Here is a 16,339-nt window from a genome sequence, read left to right on the forward strand (position 1 = left end):
GGCATCGACGCCATCTGGGTACGACGCCACCAGCACACCGACACGCCCGACCTCAACGCAGCCGCCGACATCCTCCTGTCCCCCGCCTCTCCCCCGAGCCAGCAGACTCCTGCACTGCACGAAGTGCCCCCGCTCCTCACAACCTCCCCCAGCGCGCTGCCGATCCGGTAATCTCGCCGACGTCCGCACCGCGGAAGCCCGGCAGCGCCCCGGCCCAGGCCGCGCACCGGAGCCACCGTGCACGACACCACCCACGCCCCCGCGCAGGCCGACTGCCTCACCGCCTTCAGCGCCCTGCGCGACGGCATCGACCCGGACACCGAGACGACGATCGAACTCGGGGAGGGCTGCAACCGCTTCCCGCCCTCCCCGGACCTCGCCCGCTACCTCTCCACCCTGCTCGACCGCTTCATCCGCGACGGAACCCTCTCCACGTACGCCGGCCGGAGCCAGGCGGGCGCCCGGGCGGCGATGGCCGAACTCCTCGGCAGCCACCTGAACATGAGGCTGGACCCGCCCGACATCTTCTTCACCCGCGGCGGCACCGAGGCCATCAGCCTGACCATCGCGCATCTCGCCGAGACCGGCCACGGTCTCGTCCTGCCGCTGCCGAACTACTACGCCTTCGACCAGTGCGCTGTCCGCTGGGGAACCCCCATCACCGCCTACTACCGGCACGACGGCACCCTCCATCCCACCGGCGCATCCCCGGCCACGCGCACCTGCCTCGTCGAAGTCCTCCCCAACGGAGTCACCGGCGCCCGCCACACCCCGCCCGACCGGGCCGAACCGGACTTCACGCTCCTCGACGTCCCCTTCCAGATCGGGGCCGAAGGCCCGCAGCCCGCCGCGATACTCCGCGACCGCGTCCACGGCATCGACCTGAGCAAGGCCGCCCTGATCCTGACCGCCTCCAAGGACCTCTCGCTGCCCGGGCTGCGCGCAGCCGTCGCCATCACCCGGAACAAGGCGCTGCTGCAGCACCTGGCCCGCGACCGGTTCGAGCGGATGGCCATGAGCGGCGACCCCGTCGGCGAGGTCGTCATGCTCGTCTACGCCTCCCTCCTCACCGTGGTGGAGGCACCCGTTGAGCAGACGTCCAAGCTCGTTCAGATTGCCCAGGACAGCGTCCGCCGAGCAGGCCTTGCGGCACTCCCCGAGGAGGAGACCTACCGCCGCGTCCGCGACCACCTGGCCGTCATGGCTGAACGCTTCCGCCGCAACGCTCACGCACTCGACGGCCCGGCATCTCCTGTGCGGCGCATCGCGGGCATGGAGCCGGCCGCGGGCTACTCCGCATTCGCCGAACTCCGCACCCCGCAGGAGGGCTTCCTGCCCTGGGTGGCGCGGTGCGGGCGAGCGGGACTGCGGCTCAACCCGACCGTCGTCCACGGCGGGACCTCCGCCGCCTGGGACGCGCCGTATCCCGGCGGCCAGCTCTTGCGGATCAACCTCTCGGAGACCCCAGCCACCACCGACCGTGGTCTGAACCTGCTTCGTCGCTACGCAACCGGCCGGTTCCAACAGGACAAGGAAGCACCGAGCAAGATGCACCGCCGTGAAAAGGCGGTAGGCCGATGACCCCTCCCCCGTTGGTCGGCTATCCCCGGCAACCCCGGAAGAACCCGCACGCGCGGCCTGACCCTGCATCCCCAACGTGCCCGAGGCCATCGGGCTCCCCGGTTGGCCACCTCACCACCGCGGTCCCGATCGGGATCGAAAAGAAAGCGGTGGCGGCGCCGACCGGTGGATGCTGCAGATTCACGCGGCGCCAATTCGCGGCCTGTTACGCCGGCGGCTACTGAACTTGAACTCGTGATGTCGGCGGGCCTGGGCGGTTCGGTAGGCAGTCTTCTGCCGGGAGTCCTCGGGCGGGCCCTCCGTTCGGACCCGGTCGACCGCTGAGTAGTCTCCGGGCCATGTGGAGAGAAGTGGCCCTCGAAGTCTTTCCTGGAACAGAGTTCCGGAGCCCCGCGCAGGTGGCTGCCCTCGCTGACGCGGAGCACCGTCTGGGACGCGAGCTGCCGGCAGATCTGAGACAGCTACTCCTGGAGTGCGACGGCATCATCGGGCGCTCCGCGGTGGACACGGTCTGGCCAGTCGAGCAGATCGTCGAGCAGAACCTTCTCTTCCGCACGGACAGAGACTTCGCCCAGCTGTACATGCCCTTCGATGCCCTCCTCTTCTTCGGGGACAACGCAGGCGGGGACCAGTTCGCCTTCGTACAGACACCCCAGCGGCCAGACATCTTCGTCTGGGAGCACGAGACTGACAGCCGTCGCTGGGTGGCACGAGACTTGACGGACTACCTGAGCCGTTCACTCACCGAAAGCAGCGACGAGTGGTACCGGTAGCCCACCGCCGTGGTCGCGGAAGGCGGACCGTGCCCTGCGATCAAGGACACCAGGGATAGAGAACTGACCGGCAGCCGGCTTGTCGAACCGTCTGTGGTCAGCCATCCATGATCAGGCCGGTACCGGTGATACGACTGTCGACAAGGTGCGGGCGGTACTGGATCTTCTTCAGCCGGTGCTTCACGGCTCGCGCCACCTGGCTGAGGTCGGCGGCGGCGAGGTTGCCGATGTCGCGCTTGACCAGTGACCAGATGCCCTCGGTGGGGTTGAGGTCCGGCGCGTAGGTGGGCAACTGGAACACGGTGAGCCACTCGGCGTTCCCATCGATAAAGTCGCGCATCCCGGCGGTCAGGTGGAGCCGGACGTTGTCCCAGACCAGCACGATCGGGCCGCCGAGCTGGGTGCGGGCGCGGACGATCAGGTCCCGGAAGTCCCGCCAGCCGAAGCCCTTCGGCTCGTCCTTGCGGCCCCGGTACTCGCGGATCGCGTATATCAGCCGGGACCGCTCACCGGGCTTGTAGCAGGTCATGCCCGCCATCGAGACGCGTCCGGAGCCCCGTCCGCGCACCCGCACGACGGGCGTCCGGCCGATCCGGCCCCAGGTTCTGGCACGCGGCGGCGTCATCGACTGCCCGGCTTCGTCCTCGAAGACCACCCAGGCACCGAGCTCCGCCGCGGCGCTCTTACCCGCGGCCAGGTCTCCTTCCTCCATACCTCGACGGCTTCGTCATCGCGCTCGATGGCCCGCCGCGCCGGCTGCTGCCACGACCAGCCGTGTCGCTTGAGGAGCCTCCAGACACCCTCGACCGTGTAGGACACATGGAACAGTCGGCCGATCAGGGCCTTGACCCGCGCCAGCGTCCACCGCTGGTCCGCCCATCCGTGAACGAGCGGCCCGCGGCCCAACTCACGCTCCAGCCTTTCGATCTGGGCCTCACTGAGTCTGGAGCGGCCCGGCGACCCCTTCGACAGGACTCCGGTCTGGCCCCGTTCACGCCAGGCCCGGCGCCACCGCTCCACCGACCGCTGGCTCACCCGCAACTCGGCCGAAATCTCCCCGTTCTTCGCTCCGGCGTCGAAGCGCTCCACAGCCCGCAGCCGTAACCGCTCCCTCGCGGCCCTCCCGGCGTCGGTCAACCCGCCGCCCTGCGCATACCTCATGCCTCACAGCTACAGGAGCCGAGCAACCGCCGTCAGGCGAACGGCCCCGACATCACCCAATCAACTTCGGTAACCGGTCCGCCGTCTCGGCCCCACGGTTCTGTGGGCCGGCGATGATCGGAGCAGCTCCGGACTCCACCGCCGCCCGCAAGGCTCGGTCGGGGTCAGCGTGCGTGATCGAGCCCGTCGTCGATGACCTGCTGGACGACGACGTCCGGCACCGGCGTGGGGAGCACGAGCAGGCGTTGTCCGATCTGGTATCGCGTGGGCGAGCCGCTGCTGTCCTGCGCGGTGACGGTGAGCCCCATCTGGCGGGCCGCAGCCCGGATGCGTGTGAGCCCGCCACCCTGTTCGGCGCCGGCCCGCAGGCCGGCGGTCACCTCCTGGGCGGCCTTCCACTCCTCCAAGGTCACCACGGGTTCGTGAACGACGGTCAGCGACCAGGTCCAATCCGAGATGGAGTTGATCTTGGTGCCCCTTGCTGACGGTGCGGGCGCCTTGCGGTTGTAGACCTGATAGCCGGTGAGCTTAATGGGGTTGGAGAGCAGGCCCTCCACGAGGTTGTACGGCACGAGCCCGCGCAGAGCGGAAGCTGGCTAGAGGTCGTCACCCTCAGCCCCCTCTCCCGGATGCCAATGACCGAACCATATGCCGCCAACAAATATTAATGAATATACCCGCACGAACAGGGACATAACACACAATTTACCCCTGTCGCCAAGTTCACCGGTGCGTTAGATTCCAGGCAGTCATCAATGTCTGTAGATGAGCCGCCCGGCCGAACGTCAGACAGTCGAACCGGACCGTGGCATGCCCATCTACGTCCCGACGGGAGTTGGATGGATGCCTACAGCCGAGTGGACAAGACCCTCCTTCAACTCAGAGGAGTTCGCAATAACCCAGAGGGCTCTGGAGCGCACACGAATCGGAATGATCTAATGCCCGATCAGAACGGGGGTTCCAACACACAAGTCGAGCGCTATATAGTACCTTCCGTAGTCGAGCGGCGACTCGGAATCTCGCCCGCGACTCGGCGCCGATGGACAAATCAAGGGCTACTACGAGCCTATCCTATAGGCCCTTTCTACCGACCGGGCCCAGGCCCAAACAGGGAGGGGAACCGGAATGGAAGTCGTGTGCGTTACCTGGAAGATGAGGTGAACTCACTAGCCGCTTCCATCAAGAAGGGCCGCCTCGGGCGATCACAGAAGCCATCGTCGGATTAGTGGGCGAAATTCGCAAGCAACGAATAGAAATCATCCTAGGGGAGGACCATGCCCGGCGAAGCCGACGCACCATTTGATCGTTGGCATAAAAAGTACCCCAAAGAAGGGGACGAGCCCTGCAAGTGCGGCACGAGGAAAAATTCACTCTACCCGTCCCAGGACCACGGTCGTGGCCAACGTTGGCAGGCCCGGTACACCGACCCCACAGGTCAGCCTCGCCGCCCTGGATTCGATGAATGGGTGAAGGCGAGGGACCATCTTCAGGAAGTCCAGGTTGCCATCCGCAAAGGTTCCTGGGTGGACCCCGACCTAGGCAACGAGAAGGTCGTCTTCTACGCAAAACAGCTTGTAGATCGACGGAGAAAAAAGCGAAAGAACGAGAATACGACCAAGACCTACGAAAGCAACCTCCGTGCCCACGTTATTCCCTTTTTGGGACATAGAGTAGCAAAAAGCATAAAGCGTCGGGATTCGCTACTGCTGCTGGATCATCTCATTGAGGAGATGGATTCCGGCAAGATCGGCGCCCAGACGGTGAGGAACGTCTTCAGTTCGTGGAGCATCCTGGTTTCGCACATGATTGACGCAGACATACCCCTTCCTGCCAACGTCGTCGCGCGCATCGAACTCCCAGAAGCCGATCCGCGGGTCACTATTGCGCTATCTCCAGAGAACGTTGCCGCCCTGGCATCAGCGATGAGCATCATCGAGCCGCGGTATGAGATTCTGGTATGGATCGCTGCGTGCGCCGGTCTCCGCCAGGGTGAAGCTTTTGGGCTTACCGAGAGCGCCATCGGTTGGAAAGACCACGTTCTCTATATCACCGAACAGCGTCAGGTAGGGAAGTCGGTAAAACTAAAGACGAGGGCCAGCAAAGCCACGCTGCCAGTCGATACCTTCCTGTTCGAGCGCCTGGCGGATCACCAATCCCGATTTACGCGTTTGGCTGCGGTCAAGCCCTCGACCGTTCGCACCCGTCGACAACGGGGCTGGGTCGCACCCCCAGACGAAGGACTGATCGTGACGAATCGCCTCGGCCGGCCGGTGCAGAACGACGAGTTCACCGATAAGTGGTCTGCAGCTGTCAGCCTGGCTGGGCTGCCCGAGGAGACGCGCTTCCACGACCTCAAGCATTTTTATACGAGTAGCTTGGGCGCTTCCAAGGAGTTCGACCCCAAGACCGTGCAAGCGTTGTCTCGCCACGGTCAGTTCTCTCAAACGTGGGACACCTACGCGCATCCCCCCCGCGCCGTGCACAACAGTGTCAAGATCACCACCTTCAGCAGGGTGTTCGGTGAGGAAGCCGCCCCACAGTGACCGCCCACTGCTGCTCTTGACTGGAACCGCCTCATCTGTGACAGACTCAGCAACGAAGTAGAGACTAACCATCGCGGTACGCGAGGGAATAGGTCCGTGGAACGACCTACCCACTCGATTCGACCCCGATTCGACCCGCCATACCCAGGTCAGAGAGAGCACCCCCTCTGACCAGCGTCGGAGCGGCGCACGAGACGAGCTCACGCACATATCGGTTGAAGCGCGAGTTCAACCGGACGAACATCGGCCTGCTGACGATGACCGGCGCCCTCCGCAGCCGGCACACCTCGCTCTACCCCCACGTCGCGGGCGCATCGGACCCGGCCTTCGCGGCGGCACTCGTGATGTGCGGTCAGGAGTCGCAGCGCCTCGCCGAGTCCCGGCTTTACCTGGTGGACGAGGACACCACGGCCGCAGCCGTGGCGGCAGCCGCGACGCCGCCGATGGAACCGATCAGCGCCGCCCGACTCCCCTCTCCGAGCGGCCTGATGGTGTTCGGCGCGCCGATCGGGTCCTACCCGCTCACCCCGGGCGATCTCGGCGCGGGGCCCGACAGCGGCGCGTCCACCATCCACACGCCGATCGTCGCGGCCTCCTGGTCGCTGTGGAGTGCCGCCGACCAGACCCCACGCGCGCGGTGGATCGCCAACACGGTGCACGGGCGCGAATTCGTCCCGGCGCGCGAGCAGGCCATATGGGTCACCTTCTACACGGCGTGCGGGGCGGCCTACAGCCTCCTGCCGCCGCAGACCGAGGTAGTGACGCCCTTCGGTGAGCGGACCACCTCCAGCGAGGTGGTGGACGCGCTGCACAGGCCGGGCCGCCCCGACCTGACATGGGACAACGAGACGCTGTTGTTCCTCGGCCGCACCTTCCCCGCCACCGGATCGCCGCTGGGCACGACGGGGGCGTGGGCCCAGATCGTCTACACCGCCTGGCAGTTGATGTGGCACACCGGCAAGCATGCCTGGACGGAGACGGAACTCGTCCCCCGTGACCGCGCGGGGCGCAGGCGGGACCGGCGTGCGGGGATCACGGAGGGCGATGTCAGCGTCGTGCGCCTGGCGGCCGGGCTGCGACCGTCGGCGGAGGCCACGGCCCGCGATCGGGAAGGCAGCGACGGCCGCAAGCCGCCGCGTACCGACCACCGCTGGGACGTCCCCCCGTACCGAAGCCCCAACCGATGCTGGAACACCCGGGCGCACGCGACCGGCGGCTGCACCCATGCGGAGCGGATCATCCGGGGGCACGTCAACGGCCCGAAGGGGATGCCCGTCCGCAAGCCGCGCGGCCCCGTGTACGTCTGGGACGCGGTACCGTCGACCTCCCCCCTCGATATTGCGTAACTCTTTTTTACACTGTATTGTGGTACTCATCTTCCCAGGCGACCTCCGCCCGGGTCCTCATCCCACACTGCCGGGCAGCGGCCTCGTTGAATCAGGCCAGACGCCGCGCTGGGCCGCGCCCGGCACTCCACGAAACCGGTGAGCCATGAGCCGACGCCACGTTCTCGTATGCCTTCCGCCCATTCCCTCCCGCAGCAACATCGGGGCCGGACTGCACGACGCCTTGAGGAAGGTGCCACGCGGGGAGTACACCCACTGCGAGGTCAGTACCAGGTGCATGCAGCACTTCCTCCGCCGGGCGGCCGCGCCGGGCGACGACCCGCGGATTTTCCAGCCGGACGGCGAGCGGTGCGCGGGCGGCCCCCTCGGCCTGCTCGACCTCGCAGGCGTCCGCGCCCAGCGGGCGGTGCAGGCGGCCGAGCTCCACGACGCCTGGACCCGGGCCACGGCCTCCATGCCCCGGGCCCGCACGCTGCCCGAGTTCGCCGCCCACTACGGGGACCGCACGAATGCGCTCCTCGCCTTCGGCGCGCAGCCGCAGATCAAGGCGCTGACCGACGTGGTGGGCGCGGACCTGGCGTACCTGTGGCGGTACGACGGTCCGGCCCTGGCCGCCCTGGACCGGGAGCAGTTCGTTGCCCGTGCGCGCCGCCGCGCTGTCCCTGGGCAGAGCCTCCTCGACCTCCGCGGCGGATGGAGCACCGATCCCGGCTGGCTCAACGACGACGACCCGGCCGAATCGGGCAGCACCGTCTACCACGATCACGTCAACGCCTACCTCGACGCCCTGCCCGAGGACCACGTGGTCCTCGGACTGGAGTTCCGCCGGTGACGTCCCCCGGCATGCGGTAGCTCCGCCAGCCCCGATCAAGGAAGAGACATGTCCTGGGACCTCGTCCCCGGTCAACGCCTCGGGCGCGCCCGCTTCGGCGGGCGCATCCACCCGTATCAGCCCCTCGAAGCCCGCCGGAACGTCTTCCTGTTCATCGCCCCGACCGCCACCGGGCCCGAGGACCTGACCTCATCCGGTGCCCGGCCCCGCAGGGGCCGGGCACCTCGACAGAAAGCGATCGACCATGACCACCGATCCGCCCCCGCTGGCCAGTTGCCGATCCTCGTTCGGCCAGCACCACGGCTACCCTCCACGCCAGGGCTGGCTGAAGAAGGTCCACACCGAACTCACCAAGAACCCGCACCTGTTCGACAACCCCGAGCCGTCCACCGTCACCCTCGGCGTCGGCTCCAGCATGGTCCTCAGCCTGCGCTTCTGGGCGGAGGCGTTCGGCCTGATCACCCGCAGCCCGACCGACCGCCGCGCCCTGACACCCACCTGCCGCGGGCGCTGGCTACTCGACGAGGAGACCGGGGCCGATCCGTGGCTGGAGTACCCGACCTCCCTGTGGCTGCTCCACTGGTGGTTGCTCAGCAGCCGCGCCTGCGCCGTGCCCAGCTGGTACTACCTGTTCTCCGAGTCTCCGTTCGGTCGCTTCACCCGGATCGAACTGCGCACCCACATCCAGCGGGCCGCCCAGCGCACGGGGTGGGCGGCTGCCGGCGAACGCGCCGTCGCCCGCGACATCGCCTGCATGGCGACCATGTACGCCCCGCAGGTCGGCTCGATCGACCAGCCCCGGGCCGGCATGGAGGACGTCCTGCTCCACCCGTTCCGCGACCTCAATCTGCTGAGCACAGCCGCTCCTGGGGCCCACCGCCACGACGACCGGAGCCACAAGATCACGATCAACCGAGGCGCCGGCCGGGCCGCCCCCTCCACCGTGCTGCTCTACGCCTGCCTCGACTACGCCGCTCGCAACGCCGCGGCCCCCGGCAGCATCGCGCTCACGCGGCTGGCAAGCGGCCCCGGGAGCCCGGGACGGATCATGCTCCTGGACTGCGGGGGGCTGCGCCGGGCCCTGGAGCGCGAGGCCGCCCGCCGCCCGCCCGTGGCAGTGATGGAGACCGGGGACGGCGAATGCGTCCTCGCGTACGACGAGCCTCCTGCGCTGCTGGCCGACCAGGTGCTGGCCGACGCCTTCAATCTCCAGGACGGCCCCGGTGAATTCTGACCGCGCACACCCGCAACGAGCGGCGATCACGCAGCCGGTGCCGGCTCCGCGGCTGCGCAGCGTGTTCCGCGAGCTGCTCACCTCCGGTGCCCTGGTCGACCGGGCCGGGCGCCCGGTGCCGGGACTGCCGGGCCCGCTGTGCGGCAACCCCGACGACACCTCCACCTGCCCCGGAACGTTGCCGTGCCCGAGCTGCCCGGCCGAAGCCGGGCAGCGCTGCAAGCGGCCGAGCGGGCACACCAGCGACACCTGGCACGCCCCCCGCGTCAAAGCCGCCGACGCCGTGGACCGGGACCGCGAACAAGCCAACGACCCGACCCTGCTCGCGCCCTGGCCCGAGTAGCCCCGACACGAAGGACACTCCCGTGCCCATCACCGACACCCCGCCCGCACCCGCCGGCGTCCGGTTCCACCTCGGTGTCCACCAGCCGGCCTGGCTGGAGCGGATCGCCCATCCGCTGTTCGTCTCCCACCGGCGCCTGATGAACCGCAAGTCCCTGCCGCGGGCGATCGGCCCCTGGGCCCTGGACAGCAGAGCCTTCTCCGAGATCGACCTCTACGGTCGGTGGCAGACCACCCCGGCGCAGTACGCGGCCGCGGTCGACCGGTACAGCGACGAGATCGGCAACCTGGAGTGGGCCAGCCCGATGGACTGGGTTTGCGAGCCCTGGATGCTGGCCAAGACCGGACTGCGCCTCGACGACCACCTGCGCCGCACCGTCGACTCGGTCGTCGAACTGCGCTCCCTGAATCCGAGGACCCGCATCATCCCCGTTCTGCAGGGCTGGACCCCGGGCTCCTACCGGCGCTGCGCGCAGCTGTACTTCGACGCCGGCATCGACCTCCTGGCCGAGCCGCTCGTCGGCGTCGGCAGCATGTGCCGGCGCCAGAACGCCTGGCGGGCGGCCGTCATCCTTGAGGACCTGGCCCGCCTCGGCGGGCGCGGTGCTCCCGCAGTCCCCCTGCACGCGTACGGCTTCAAGACCCAAGGTCTGCTGCTCGCAGCCCCTTCGCTCGCATCCGCCGACTCCATGTCCTGGAGTGCGGCCGGGCGCCGCGAGGCCGGCTGCGCCCCAGGGCACAAGAGCGAGGCGAACTGCCTCTCGTACGCGACCCGGTGGCTCGACGGCCTGCTGGAGCGCCTGGAGGACGAAAAGCGGCGTGCCTCCCGGACGGCGCCTGCGGGCGGCCCAGCGGCTACCCACCGAACAGATATTGTGTAACTCTATTTACATCCCTACGGTTGCAACATCGCCGGGACCCGATAACCCGTTATGGAGGCATCGTGCACGACGACCCGATGGCCCACGAGTGCAACAACCGGCTCCACGACCCGGACTTGGCCCCGGCTGCGTCCCAGGGGCTGCTGGTCTGGCCGGTCGACGGACACTGCACCAGCGAGGGGTTGAGCGTCTACGCGGTCTGGACGGGCGGGGGGCAGCCACCGGGGAAAAACTCCGCCCTGGAGTGCTTCCCCGGAATGTCCCTGGTCGGAACCGTGTTGGAAACCGAGCTGTTCGACGCAGAGGCGCTGGCCCCGGAAGGGATGGTCGGGCCGCTGTACGCGGCGGTGCTGCTCGGAAGCAGCAACCGGGGCTGGATGCGGGGCAGCGGAACGTGGACCGCCCGACGGGACGACCTCACTCCGGAGGGGGCCGCGTTGCTGGAGATCCTGGACCGGCTGTACGGCAAGCCCGCGCAGCTGCTGACCTTCCTGGACACATGACCCGGACCGTCGAGACGAACGGCACCCCGGGCGCACCCGCCAGAGGCGCGGAGGCCGCGACAGGCGGGTGCGCCGGTACGCCTCTGGGACGCGCCCCTCGGCGCGAGCCGGGTGAGCGAGCAGATCGGGGCGGGGGCGGCACGAGCAGCACTCCGCCGCCGGCGCCGACCGAGTCGGAGTTGGCCGCCATCATGGCCGGCCGCCCGCACGGGTGGGCGCAGCGGTGGCGGTTCGGCCTGCCGAGCTGGCGACACGTCCACGAAGGCGGGTTTCGCCGGGAGCGGTACAGCGTCTCGGAGATCCGCGACGGGGACGCGCGGGCCTTCATCGAAGGCCACCACTACCTCGGCGGATGGCCTTCTACGCTGCACCGGTACGGCCTGTGGGACCACGAGCCGGCGCAGGGAGCCGAGGCGGTGCTGGTCGGCGTGCTCGTACTGGGCTGCCCGATGAACGAGAAGGTTCTCACCGCCGCGTTCCCGGCGCTGGTCCCTTCTGCGCACGCGCTCAACGCGTTGACTCACTCGTACCGCTCGCCGATAGAGCGCTCAGTGAGTCGACCATGCTGACGGTAGGTTGACCGACTGGCTCATGGCGGGACAGCGTGCCGAAGATGTACGAGTTCGGGGCTCCTACCACGTTGCGGTCCTGGATGTCCTGAGATTCCCCTTTCCGAGAGTCTGTCCCGGCAGTGCACGTACTGTTCCGGTGTGGTCATGCTGGCGCCGATGCACGCAGAGATCGTGCGCGTCCCGGTGAGCGATGAGCTCGCCTACTGGACGGTCCTGGCTGGGCCCACCCTGGCCGTGGTCGGCGACATCGACGATCACCTTCGTCACCTGCGATTCGGCCGGGCCCGCGAGGAGTCGACGACCAAGACCTACGCCGGCCACCTGAAGCGGCTTCATGTCTGGTGTGACGAGCGCGGACTCTCCAGGAGCGAAGCGGCTTTGCGGCTGTCGACGTACGTGATGCACCTGCGGACCACACCCCGGGCGACCAGTGGCCGCGGGTACGGACGGCTGCCGGAGGAGTCGACGCTTGCCCCGGCTCTGGCCGCGATCCACGGGTTCTACCTGCACCTGGCCGACCTCGGGCGCATCGAGGCCGCGGCCGTCGACGCGCTGTTCACGACCGTCCCGGCTCAGGGCGGCGGGACCGCCGTGGTCAGGCCACGCATCCGCGTGGACGCGCGGCCCAGTCACGCCACGGCGCGGCGGCCGGCAGCGACGCACGAGGAGTTCACCGGTGTCCTGCGGGCGGCAGAGACCGCCCGGGACCGGTGCATGGTGGCGATCATGGCCTGCTGCGCACTGCGGGTCGGGCAGCTGGTGTCGCTGCGGCGCGAGGACATCCACTTCGTCCCGGCGGGCCGAACGGTGCCGGGGTGCTCCTACCTCCAGGGTCCGCACCTGCACCTGCGCAAGCGGGGCGGTCATCCGAAGGGCGCGGCCAACAAGAACCGCGGCACCGTCATCCTGCCGGTGCCCAGCCCGGTGGAGATGCTGTACGCCGACTGGCTACGGGAGCGAATCGGCATCCGGCACGCGGCCGACAGCCCGAGGGCCTTCGTCACCTTCCCCGGCCCTACCGGCGAGCCAGGCGGCGAAGCACTCAGTGCCCGGCGAGTCCAGGACCTGCTGGCCAACCTTTCCGCCAAGGCCGGCCTGCGGCACCTCCACCCGCACATGTGCCACACCTTCGGTGAGACGGCCGCTGACCTCGACATCGCGCGAGACGTCCTCCAGCGCCTGCTCGGCCACAGCGACGTCGCCAGCCAGGACGTCTACCGCACCGTCGGCGACGCGAAGATCGTGACCGCCGCAAACGACGTCTCCGACCAGTTCTTCGGACCGTCATGACCTCACCGGCCTCCAACCCGCTCCCCAGTGCTCCGATGCCCGAGCCGGACTGGCCGTACCTGGTCGAGCACGGACTGGATCGCGCGACCCTTGAACTGCACTTCCCGCTCGGCGCCGACTGGCACACCCTGCGCGCGTGCGCCCACCCCGCCTGCGACCGCCCCGCGGACAAGCACCCCTGGCTGTGCTGGCAGTGTTGCACGGCGTGGCGGAAGGCCAGCTCGCCCGGCGACGTCGCGTCCTGGTGCGCCGCCGCTCCCGCGCCTCCCGCGCGCCGGGTGTACGGCGAGAAGCGGTGCGCGGTCGGCTGCCCGCGGCCGGCGGAAGCGAGCGGGCTGTGCAAGAGCTGCGCCAGTGCCCGGAAGGTGACGGGACTATCGGTGGAGGAGTACCTGGCCACCGGCCCGGCTCCGCGTCCGGGCCTGGGCGAGTGCGTGGTACGGGTGTGCTCGCGCTGGGCGGTGCAGAAGGGCAGGCGGTTGTGCTTGCCGCACCAGCGGCAGTGGGCCGATGCGAGCAGGCCCGATCTGCCCCGGTGGGCGCTGACGGCTCCGGCGGTCTACACCACGATGGGCCTCGTCCCCCTGGGCGACCTCGGCGAGACGCTGCGCATCCAGGTCCTGCGTGGCTACGAGACCCAGCTGCGGCAGGGCGGCCGCATCAGCCCCACGCAGGTCAAGGCCGCCATCCGCTGGCTGGTGGACCACTCGGTGACCGATCTGCTCACGGCCGACCTCCCGGCCAAGGGCCAGAACACGACCTTCCTTCGCCTGTGGCAGCGGTCCGTACCCCTTCTGGACGCCGACCGCGAGTCGGAGCACCGGCGCACGGCGATCCGACTCAACGTCCTCAACCCACGCCACGGCGGTGGGGTCGTCGACCTCAGCGACGTGCACGCCCCCTGGCTGCTGCGCGCCGTCCAGGAGCACATCCTGCTGCTGTCCTCATCCGGTGCCTCCACGGCGCGGTTGCAGTCCGCCGGCTACGCGGCTCGCTGGTTCGCGATGTTCCTGCGCACTCTGCCGGGCGAGGGACGCCAGCCGGCGAAGATCGGACGAGCGGGCATGACGATGTACCTGAGGTGGCTGGCCGCCCGCGCCCGCGACACCAGTGACTACGAGTCCCTCGCCGCAGACGACCCCCGGCGCGAGGTGATCGCCGAGCGTCTGCTGCCGTCGCTGGCCGGCGCCGGCCCGCTGCTGGTGACCCCGCAGCGGCACTGGGGCCTGGTACACACCCTGCGCGCCATCCTCGACCAGAGCCGATCGGCGCTGGCCGAGGCCGGCGCCGCCGAGGTACACCTGCTGGCCCAGGATGTCCCGCCGTTCCCGGAGCGCGACGACACCGACAGCGAACTGGAGGGCCGCTCCCAGGACGCCCTGCCGGAGACGGTGTTCCTCCAGCTGATGGCCGAGGAGAACCTCGCGCTGTTCCAGGACGGCACGCCCCGTGACTTCGTCGAACTGTCCCTACGGGTAGGCCGGCGCCCTTGGGAGGTCCGGCACCTGGAGTTCGACTGCGTCCAGTGGCACGACGTCGACATCGAGGCGCCCGACGGCAGCGTGCAACGCCGCCGCTACCCGTTCCTCGTCTACTGGATGCAGAAGGTCCGCCGACGCCACAAGCTGCCGCTGCACCTCACCGACGTCGACGTGATCACCCGGCAGCAGGACCACCTCCGCCGGGAGTTCCCACAGTGGTTCGACACCGACGGGCGGCCGCTCTCGCCGCGGCTGCTGCTGTTCCCCACACCGCGGCTGACCCGCGCCAACAAGTTCGGCGAACGCCCCTACGACAGCAGCACCAGCGGGTACTGGCTGGACGTATGGATGGACCGCATCCCCCAGCTGCTCGACGAGCGCGACCAGGACTTCGACCGCTCCCGCGTCTTCCCCTACGCCTTCCGACACACCTACGCCCAGCTGCGTGCCGACGCCGGCGTGCCGCTGGAGATCCTCCAGGCCCTGATGGCTCACCTGGAGCCGTCCACGACGCAGATCTACTACCGGGTCTCCCACCCGCGCAGGGTGGAGGCCGTCCGCGCCATCGCCGCCAAGTACCAGTTCGACATCTCCGGCGGTCGGCTCCGCGCCCGCGGCCCGGCCGACGACCTCGCCGACCGCGCCCGCGCCGGCGTGGGCCAGGTGCCGGTCCCCGGCGGGACCTGCCACGAGATGAACAACGTCCGCGCGGACGGGCACGGCTGCCCGGTGTACTACCGGTGCTTCTCCTGCAAGTTCTTCACCACCGACTTCACCCAGCTCCCCGAGCTGCGCCAGCTGCGCGACAGCAAGGCCGAGCAGCTCGTCCGCCTGGAGGCCGCCCACGGCAGCCTGCTCGTGCCGGGTCCGCTGAGCCGGGCGAGCACGGAGCTTCTGCGCCAGGAGCTCGTTCAGATCGACGAGCTCATCAGCAAGTGCGAGACCGACCTCGGCTCGCTGACCGAGGAGGACAAGGCCACGGTCGAGGCGTGGCTCCACAGCCGGGACCGGTTCCTCACCGTGATCCCCGTCGCCGCCGTCCTGGCGCGCCGCCAGCAGCTGGCCCAGCCCACCGTCGACCCGATCCTGCTGACCGGGGAGGCGAGGTGACCGGCGGCCGCAGCCCGCAGTGGCAGGTATCGAAGGGCCTGGCCCCTGAGCGCGCGACAGTCCTGGACGCGGGCCGGCAGGCCGCCGCGGCTCGCCGCCGTGCGGACAGCGAGGCGTGCCGGCAGCGCGTGCTGGAGGTCATCGCCGGTATGCGCAAAACCCGCCGGGCGCTCTCCGACGCGGAGATCACCCGGCGTGCCGCGGTCAATCCCCAGTACCTGCAACGGCACCGGGACCTCAAGGCCGAGGCGGAAGCCGTCCGCGCGCACCTCGCCGACGACCGGCCCCGGGCCGCGGCCGCCGCAGCGGCCCGCCAGGACGCGGGCTTGGCGGTGGAGAACTGCATGCTGCTCGAACAGAACACGGCATTGCGCCGGGACCTCGAAGCGGCGAGAGCCGAGCTGCGCGCCGTCCGCATACGCGACCTCGCTGCCGGTGTGCTGGGCAACCTCGCGTCGACACCGGACCGGGACGCGGAGGTCGAAGCTCTGCGCGGGGAGCGGGACCAGGCGCTGGCTGCGGTGCGGCGCGCGGACAACGAGCTGCTGGCACTGCGCAACGTCGTTCAACGCCTCATGGTGGAGAACACGCGGCTGCTCGGGAGCGGGTATCAGCCGCCCGGAGACAGCTGAGCCGGAGGTTCGGGGGTTGAGCGCGGCCGGCTTTCGGTGCTCGACCGCCATCGGCCAT

At 69.3% G+C, this 16,339-nt stretch carries 15 protein-coding genes; 13 read left to right on the forward strand and 2 right to left on the reverse strand.

Going from position 1 to position 16,339, the window contains the following annotated elements:
• The first annotated feature begins 237 nt into the window (after positions 1–237).
• Together AC13HU_RS02005 and AC13HU_RS02010 are read left to right on the forward strand one after the other, a co-directional pair.
• A complete protein-coding gene (locus tag AC13HU_RS02005) occupies positions 238–1,581 on the forward strand; it encodes an aminotransferase class I/II-fold pyridoxal phosphate-dependent enzyme (RefSeq protein ID WP_483039942.1) in 1,344 nt (447 codons plus the stop codon).
• A gap of 350 nt (positions 1,582–1,931) precedes the next feature.
• Positions 1,932–2,354 (forward strand): SMI1/KNR4 family protein, encoded by a 423-nt coding sequence (locus AC13HU_RS02010; protein ID WP_483039943.1) that lies wholly within the window; start codon positions 1,932–1,934, stop codon positions 2,352–2,354.
• 97 nt (positions 2,355–2,451) lie between these two features.
• Here AC13HU_RS02010 and AC13HU_RS02015 read toward each other — a convergent pair.
• Together AC13HU_RS02015 and AC13HU_RS02020 are read right to left on the reverse strand one after the other, a co-directional pair.
• Positions 2,452–3,515, reverse strand: a protein-coding gene (locus tag AC13HU_RS02015) for an IS630 family transposase (RefSeq protein ID WP_483039944.1) whose coding sequence is annotated in 2 segments (ribosomal slippage) — positions 2,452–3,068 and positions 3,068–3,515 — 1,065 coding nt in all. Because the reading frame shifts where the segments join, the coding sequence is not laid out codon by codon here.
• Positions 3,516–3,679: 164 nt separating this feature from the next.
• On the reverse strand, positions 3,680–4,087 hold the full coding sequence (locus AC13HU_RS02020; RefSeq protein WP_483039945.1) for a hypothetical protein: 408 nt from the start codon (positions 4,085–4,087) through the stop codon (positions 3,680–3,682).
• Between the two features lie 702 nt (positions 4,088–4,789).
• On the opposite strand from AC13HU_RS02020, the gene AC13HU_RS02025 reads away from it, so the two are divergent.
• The 11 genes from AC13HU_RS02025 to AC13HU_RS02075 all read left to right on the forward strand — a co-directional run bounded on the left by AC13HU_RS02025 (position 4,790) and on the right by AC13HU_RS02075 (position 16,281).
• A complete protein-coding gene (locus tag AC13HU_RS02025; protein ID WP_483039946.1) occupies positions 4,790–6,058 on the forward strand; it encodes a tyrosine-type recombinase/integrase in 1,269 nt (422 codons plus the stop codon).
• Positions 6,059–6,273: 215 nt separating this feature from the next.
• Complete coding sequence (locus tag AC13HU_RS02030; RefSeq protein ID WP_483039947.1) at positions 6,274–7,404, forward strand: hypothetical protein; 1,131 nt, start codon at positions 6,274–6,276, stop codon at positions 7,402–7,404.
• 277 nt (positions 7,405–7,681) lie between these two features.
• Complete coding sequence (locus tag AC13HU_RS02035) at positions 7,682–8,236, forward strand: hypothetical protein (RefSeq protein WP_483039948.1); 555 nt, start codon at positions 7,682–7,684, stop codon at positions 8,234–8,236.
• 244 nt (positions 8,237–8,480) lie between these two features.
• Positions 8,481–9,470, forward strand: coding sequence for a DUF4007 family protein (locus AC13HU_RS02040; protein ID WP_483039949.1), 990 nt, complete (start codon positions 8,481–8,483; stop codon positions 9,468–9,470).
• Complete coding sequence (locus AC13HU_RS02045) at positions 9,460–9,813, forward strand: zinc finger domain-containing protein (protein ID WP_483039950.1); 354 nt, start codon at positions 9,460–9,462, stop codon at positions 9,811–9,813. Before AC13HU_RS02040 ends, AC13HU_RS02045 begins: the two co-directional genes overlap by 11 nt.
• A gap of 22 nt (positions 9,814–9,835) precedes the next feature.
• Positions 9,836–10,693, forward strand: coding sequence for a deazapurine DNA modification protein DpdA family protein (locus AC13HU_RS02050; protein ID WP_483039951.1), 858 nt, complete (start codon positions 9,836–9,838; stop codon positions 10,691–10,693).
• Between the two features lie 62 nt (positions 10,694–10,755).
• Complete coding sequence (locus AC13HU_RS02055; RefSeq protein WP_483039952.1) at positions 10,756–11,196, forward strand: hypothetical protein; 441 nt, start codon at positions 10,756–10,758, stop codon at positions 11,194–11,196.
• A gap of 179 nt (positions 11,197–11,375) precedes the next feature.
• Positions 11,376–11,765 carry a hypothetical protein gene (locus AC13HU_RS02060; protein WP_483039953.1) on the forward strand — a complete coding sequence of 130 codons (390 nt, stop codon included), beginning with the start codon at positions 11,376–11,378 and terminating at the stop codon, positions 11,763–11,765.
• A 159-nt stretch (positions 11,766–11,924) separates the two neighbouring features.
• The gene (locus AC13HU_RS02065) at positions 11,925–13,058 is read left to right on the forward strand and encodes a tyrosine-type recombinase/integrase (protein WP_483039954.1); all 1,134 of its coding nucleotides are present in this window, start codon (positions 11,925–11,927) and stop codon (positions 13,056–13,058) included.
• 35 nt (positions 13,059–13,093) lie between these two features.
• Complete coding sequence (locus tag AC13HU_RS02070; RefSeq protein ID WP_483039955.1) at positions 13,094–15,649, forward strand: hypothetical protein; 2,556 nt, start codon at positions 13,094–13,096, stop codon at positions 15,647–15,649.
• A complete protein-coding gene (locus AC13HU_RS02075) occupies positions 15,646–16,281 on the forward strand; it encodes a hypothetical protein (protein ID WP_483039956.1) in 636 nt (211 codons plus the stop codon). The genes AC13HU_RS02070 and AC13HU_RS02075 overlap by 4 nt, the downstream gene beginning before the upstream one ends.
• Positions 16,282–16,339 lie beyond the last annotated feature (58 nt).

It is taken from the genome of Streptomyces sp. NH27 (genome assembly GCF_056859195.1).